This window comes from Sphingobacterium sp. UBA7253 (assembly GCF_002472745.1).
Taxonomy (GTDB): domain Bacteria; phylum Bacteroidota; class Bacteroidia; order Sphingobacteriales; family Sphingobacteriaceae; genus Sphingobacterium; species Sphingobacterium siyangense.
Genome location: NZ_DKSP01000136.1, coordinates 8,967 through 14,366, shown reverse-complemented (window position 1 = coordinate 14,366; position 5,400 = coordinate 8,967). Strand labels below are relative to the sequence as shown.

Sequence of the window (5,400 nt, the reverse complement as noted above, 5' to 3'; positions counted from 1 at the left end):
AGACCCACCAATACGGAAGAAACGGAGAAACTTGTTGATCATGGTCAAAGCAGGTTTCTTAATCTTCCATTTTAATCCATCGAATCCTGTGGGAGCCGCATTGAAATCTTTCACTGTCGCTGCCCCTGTCTTCATATGTATCGGTGCTTCATCCCTTCGATGCTTCTCCACGACCAAGATGCTGTCATAGTAATGCAGGGAACTTACCGAACGCGTAAATCCATTGACCTTCAATCCACGTTGCTCGGAATGGTAAGCATTGATGTAATCAATAAAATTTTTACTGTATTCAATAAAAGTACCGTTCCTTTTATGGCCACCACCATAAAATACCTGATAAGATGTATGTAAATCTTCACAAAGGTATACGCCATTATCTTTCACATGATCAAAAAGCTCCTCAAATGTCACAATCTGTTGTATCATCGTATGACCACCATCATCGATCAATATATCGATCGGCGGAATGGATTGCTTTACCTGCCGCAGGAACTTCCGGTCCGACTGTGAACCAATAAATATCTCTACATTCTCTTCTTCGAGTTCCTTACAGTGCGGATTGATGTCGATACCGTAAATTTTCGCACGATCACCAAAATAGTTCTTCCACATCTGAAGACTTCCGCCCTGAAAAACCCCAACTTCCAACACCACGATCTCTTTGCCTTTGAAACGACTAAAATGTCTGTCGTATACATCGAAATAATGCATCCATTTATTGATTAGCTTCGCATCATTATTTCGGAAATAAGTTTCTAACTCGTTCATGTCCTTCGGTCTATCTTAAGGGGTTCTGGTTTTTTACGCTTTGAATTTATTGAAATATAACGAAAAAAACAACGATATATTTTTGTTTCAGCAGAATTTTAAAATTTAAATTTTACAACATTTAAATTATTTTCCTACATTTACATAACTGATTATATAATTACTTATAATACGATGGAACTATTTGAAAAAACAGGAAAAATAGCATTAGGCAGCAGATTGCGCTATATGGCTTCCAACATCACAGAAGAGGCCGCCCGATTACATGAGCTTTATCAGATTGATTTTGCGCCCAAGTGGTTTCCCGTTTTCTTTATCTTGTCTGAGGGTGATTCAAAAACAATTACCGATATAGCAACAGAGATTGGCCACTCCCAGCCATCAGTCACTAAAATCGTTAAAGAAATGATCAATGCGGGTCTTGTAGAGAATAACCTTCGCTCTGTGGATAAACGGCGAAATATGGTTGGATTGACCGATAAAGGAAAAATGCTTTGGGAAAGAATGAAAATTCAATGCATCGATATCGATCGGGCCATAGATGGGGTTATCCAGGAAGCCACGCACAATCTATGGGAAGCTTTAGCTGAATGGGAATTTCTACTTGAACAAAAATCCTTGCTGAAACGCGTCCAGGAACAAAAGAAAATGCGTGAAAGTAAGGATGTCAACATTGTTCCATATGATCCAACATACCGCCTGGCATTTAAGTCTTTAAATGAGGAATGGATTTCCACCTATTTTGAAATGGAAGAAACTGACCATAAAGCACTTGACAATCCCGAGGAATATATTTTGGTAAAAGGGGGTAAAATTATGGTTGCTCTTTATAACGATGAACCTGTAGGTGTATGCTCACTTATTAAAATGAATCATCCCGATTTTGACTATGAATTGGCAAAAATGGCGGTATCCCCAACAGTGCAGGGCAAAAGTATAGGCTATCTTTTGGGAAGAGCAATTATTGAAGAAGCAAAAACCTTAGGGGCATCAAAACTGTTTCTCGAGAGCAACACCATTTTGAAACCTGCAATCAATCTCTATTACAAGTTGGGGTTCCAAAAGATTAGCGGCTATCCAAGTCCTTATCAACGATGTAATATCCAGATGGAACTGGATTTAAAAAAATAACCTTGAGCAGTAGAAACATAAACTGGAATAAGCTAACTCTGATAAGCGAATGAATGCTTCCCCAAAAAAGGGAAGCATTTTTGTTTAACTAATTTTTCAAATAAAAGGTGATACTTTTCACTAAATTGGTACATGTCTATAAATGATATTGCTATGCAACAATTGATCAATTCAAATCGAACAATAGACCGACAGGTGCTCTTTATGAACTTGTATAAAAGTACATTTCCCATCGTGGCTAAGTATATCAGTCGCATGGGTGGTAATTTGGATGAAGCCAAAGATGTATTTCAGGACGCTTTGCTGGTGTATTATGAAAAGATTCTTTTAACAGCAGCACCACTAAACAACGATATTGGCTATTTGGTTGGAACAGCCAAAAATCTATGGTTAAAACGGTATGGTCAATCCAGTCCAAACCTTCCCCTAGATCAAGTGGATATTGCTTTGATAACCGAAGAGTCTCCTTCTAGCACAAGGCTGTTTCGTTTTTTGGAGACTGCTGGGCGTAAATGTTTAGAACTCTTGAAAAGCTTCTATTATGATCAAATGTCACTGCAGGAAATTGCAGATGAATATGGCTATTCGGGAGCAAGGAGCGCCACTGTACAGAAATTTAAATGCCTGGAGAAAGTTAGAGAATCCGTTAAACAAAAATCCCTGGTTTATGATGACTTCATGGAATGAAATCCAACAGATAGAAGCGTATATCTTTGGAATAGCGAAGCCGGAAGATGCACTGCTTTTTGAAGCGAAATTGGTGTTGGACGAAGAGTTGGCACACAAGGTTATTGCGCAACAAAAAGCTTATGCAGCTATTCGGCAATTCGGGCGCAAACAAGTGAAAATGGAAATTGAAGCCATGACGCAGGCATTATTTACACATCCTGAACATGTCTCTTTTAGAAAAAAAATAATAAAGCTATTTAGCAAATCCTAAATTCCTAACATCATGACGATTGACAAAAATGAGTTCCGCAAATTTGCGGTAGGGCATTGTTATGTCCAAAAAGATCTAGTGGATCATTATATTTCAGGCATCGAGCAGTCACGCATTCCGTTGGCCATGACGCCATATATCACCGAAGAACGCGAATTGCGTGTATCACAAATGGACGTATTTTCCAGATTGATGATTGACCGTATTATTTTTATGGGTGCTCCTGTAGAATCCAACATCGCCAATATTGTACAAGCCCAGCTGCTATTCCTTCAATCTGTTGACCCCAAAAAAGATATACAACTGTATATCAACTCTCCCGGAGGTGAAGTGTATGCCGGATTAGGTATTTATGATACAATGCAATTGATCAGTCCGGATGTTGCAACGATCTGCACAGGTATGGCGCTCTCCTTTGGTGCGATATTACTCTGCGGCGGTGCTTCCGGCAAACGTAGCGCACTGGAACACGCACGGGTGATGCTCCATCAGCCACTTGGCGGTGTTCAAGGACAGGCTTCGGACATCGAAATTACAGCCAATCAAGTGCTGAAAATTAAGAAAGAGCTGTACGATATTATTGCCAAACACAGTGGACAGAGCTATCAACGCGTACATGATGTCAGCGACCGGGATCACTGGATGGTTGCTGCAGAAGCAAAAGAATTTGGAATTATTGACGACGTACTAATCTAGCAAGGATAAGTAAATTTATGGACAGTTTCAATCGGGCTATTGACAGACTATTGTCAATGGCCCTTTTAACTTTGTCATCAATAAATTTATATCAGCATGAAACTAACATCCATTCGACTGATTGCAAATGACATTCAGCAGTCCGTCAGATTCTATGAAGAAATCCTGGGGCTCACCGCACAATGGTTTACACCAGATTTTGCCGAGCTTTCCACCAGTTCGATTACCCTAGCTATAGGAGGTACTCGCACGATGCAAATGTTTAGCGACAGCCCCATTATCTTTGGTAACATGGCCCCTATTATTATTGAATTTTTAGTGGGAAATGTAGATCATGAATATATTCGGATCAAAAATAGTGCTTCAAAAATCATTCAGGAACCGACAACAATGCCTTGGGGTAATCGCTCATTGCTTTTTTGTGATCCCGATGGTAACATGCTTAACTTTTTCACTCCGCTGAGCCCTGAGGCGATCAAAAAATTTGGCGTAGAAGCCACGAACTAATCCGCTCACATGACAAGATACTAAAGTCCAAAAATTAGTATCTTGTCTTCCTTAATCGATATTTAACAGCTATTTCTTCAACTCATGGCCCTAATTAAAGATATATATACACCGGAATTTTATCAGTTTATTGCCGATCAGTTCCACCGCGTTGACAACAGTTTTAACAGAGAACAGTTTATCAAACGCGTTTTTTCAGGCAGTTTTCATGAAATGGAATGGAAACAGCGTACAAAACACAGCACAGTGGCCTTACATGAATTTATGCCGGCATCCTTTCCCGAAGCAGCGGCCTTACTAACACAAGTGGTGGAACATCTCTTAGAAACGAAGCATCGGGGAGGCCTTGAATATGTTATTTTTCCGGACTATATCGAAACTTACGGTATCGGAGATTTTGAAACAGCTGTGCAGTCATTTGAAATCGTCACGAGATTCATAACCTGCGAATTTGCCGTCCGTCCATTTATTATCAACTATGGATCTCGTATGATCGCGGAAATGGAAAGATGGTCCAAAAGCCCACATCCTCAAGTTCGACGCCTTGCAAGTGAAGGATCTAGGCCCCGACTCCCCTGGGCGATGGCAATTCCAGCGTTGAAAAACGACCCTTCCCCTATCCTGCCTATCCTCCAAAACCTCCATAATGACCCATCCGAGAGCGTAAGAAGAAGTGTGGCCAACAATCTCAACGATATTGCCAAAGATCATCCCCATCTCGTTCTGACCATTGCCCAGCAGTGGAATGGAATCAGTAAAAATACAGATGCCATCATCAAACATGGCTGCCGTACCTTACTCAAACAAGGACATCCAGCAATTCTAAGCTTTTATGGACTGGATAGTAGCGATTTTCATATTAGGAATCTCAGTATCCATACACCGGCAGTTAAAATAGGTGAACACCTTATTTTTTCCTTTGAAATTAAGAATGGAAGCAGCGCCCCCCGATCACTACGTTTGGAGTATGGGTTATATTATCAAAAGTCAAATGGTCAGCTATCTCGAAAGGTATTTAAAATTAGTGAACGAATCTATCAGGGAACTGAAATAAACCGTATCGAGCGAAAGCAATCTTTCAAATTGATTACTACCCGGAAATTCTATGCCGGGAAACATAAAATTTCAATTATTGTCAATGGGCAAGAAACAGTCCAACAGGAATTTGAGCTATTGCACATTTAACGGGAAATAAGAAACAAACGAAGGGCTTTCGTGTTCTACTAGAAACAACAGGATATACGCTGGACAGGTTTTTCCCAGCGTATATAAGGTAAGTTCTTATGTTAATATGAGGTCTGTTATGAAGAAAATTCTCTTAATCCTTTTTGTCTTACTTATCCTATTTATCATTGGGC

Annotated in this window: 7 protein-coding genes; 6 read left to right on the top strand and 1 reads right to left on the bottom strand. The window is 40.0% G+C overall.

The genetic code is table 11. The features are described from left to right. Nucleotides 1-768 (bottom strand): class I SAM-dependent methyltransferase (locus B2X72_RS14055; protein WP_286850053.1); only part of this gene is annotated, 768 nt, incomplete at its 3' end. A gap of 174 nt (nt 769-942) precedes the next feature. On the opposite strand from B2X72_RS14055, the gene B2X72_RS14050 reads away from it, so the two are divergent. The 6 genes from B2X72_RS14050 (at nt 943) to B2X72_RS14025 (ending at nt 5,227) form a co-directional block, all read left to right on the top strand. After that, nucleotides 943-1,899, top strand: coding sequence for a bifunctional helix-turn-helix transcriptional regulator/GNAT family N-acetyltransferase (locus B2X72_RS14050; RefSeq protein ID WP_286850050.1), 957 nt, complete (start codon nt 943-945; stop codon nt 1,897-1,899). A gap of 153 nt (nt 1,900-2,052) precedes the next feature. Beyond that, nucleotides 2,053-2,586, top strand: a complete 534-nt coding sequence (locus tag B2X72_RS14045) for an RNA polymerase sigma factor (protein WP_145329058.1) — start codon at nt 2,053-2,055, stop codon at nt 2,584-2,586. After that, nucleotides 2,567-2,839, top strand: coding sequence for a hypothetical protein (locus tag B2X72_RS14040; RefSeq protein ID WP_286850047.1), 273 nt, complete (start codon nt 2,567-2,569; stop codon nt 2,837-2,839). Before B2X72_RS14045 ends, B2X72_RS14040 begins: the two co-directional genes overlap by 20 nt. A gap of 12 nt (nt 2,840-2,851) precedes the next feature. Beyond that, on the top strand, nt 2,852-3,535 hold the full coding sequence (locus tag B2X72_RS14035) for an ATP-dependent Clp protease proteolytic subunit (protein WP_075992541.1): 684 nt from the start codon (nt 2,852-2,854) through the stop codon (nt 3,533-3,535). Nucleotides 3,536-3,631: 96 nt separating this feature from the next. Continuing rightward, nucleotides 3,632-4,042, top strand: a complete 411-nt coding sequence (locus tag B2X72_RS14030; RefSeq protein WP_075992540.1) for a VOC family protein — start codon at nt 3,632-3,634, stop codon at nt 4,040-4,042. Between the two features lie 84 nt (nt 4,043-4,126). Continuing rightward, nucleotides 4,127-5,227: a DNA alkylation repair protein gene (locus B2X72_RS14025; protein ID WP_286850043.1), complete on the top strand. Its 1,101-nt coding sequence runs from the start codon at nt 4,127-4,129 to the stop codon at nt 5,225-5,227. Nucleotides 5,228-5,400 lie beyond the last annotated feature (173 nt).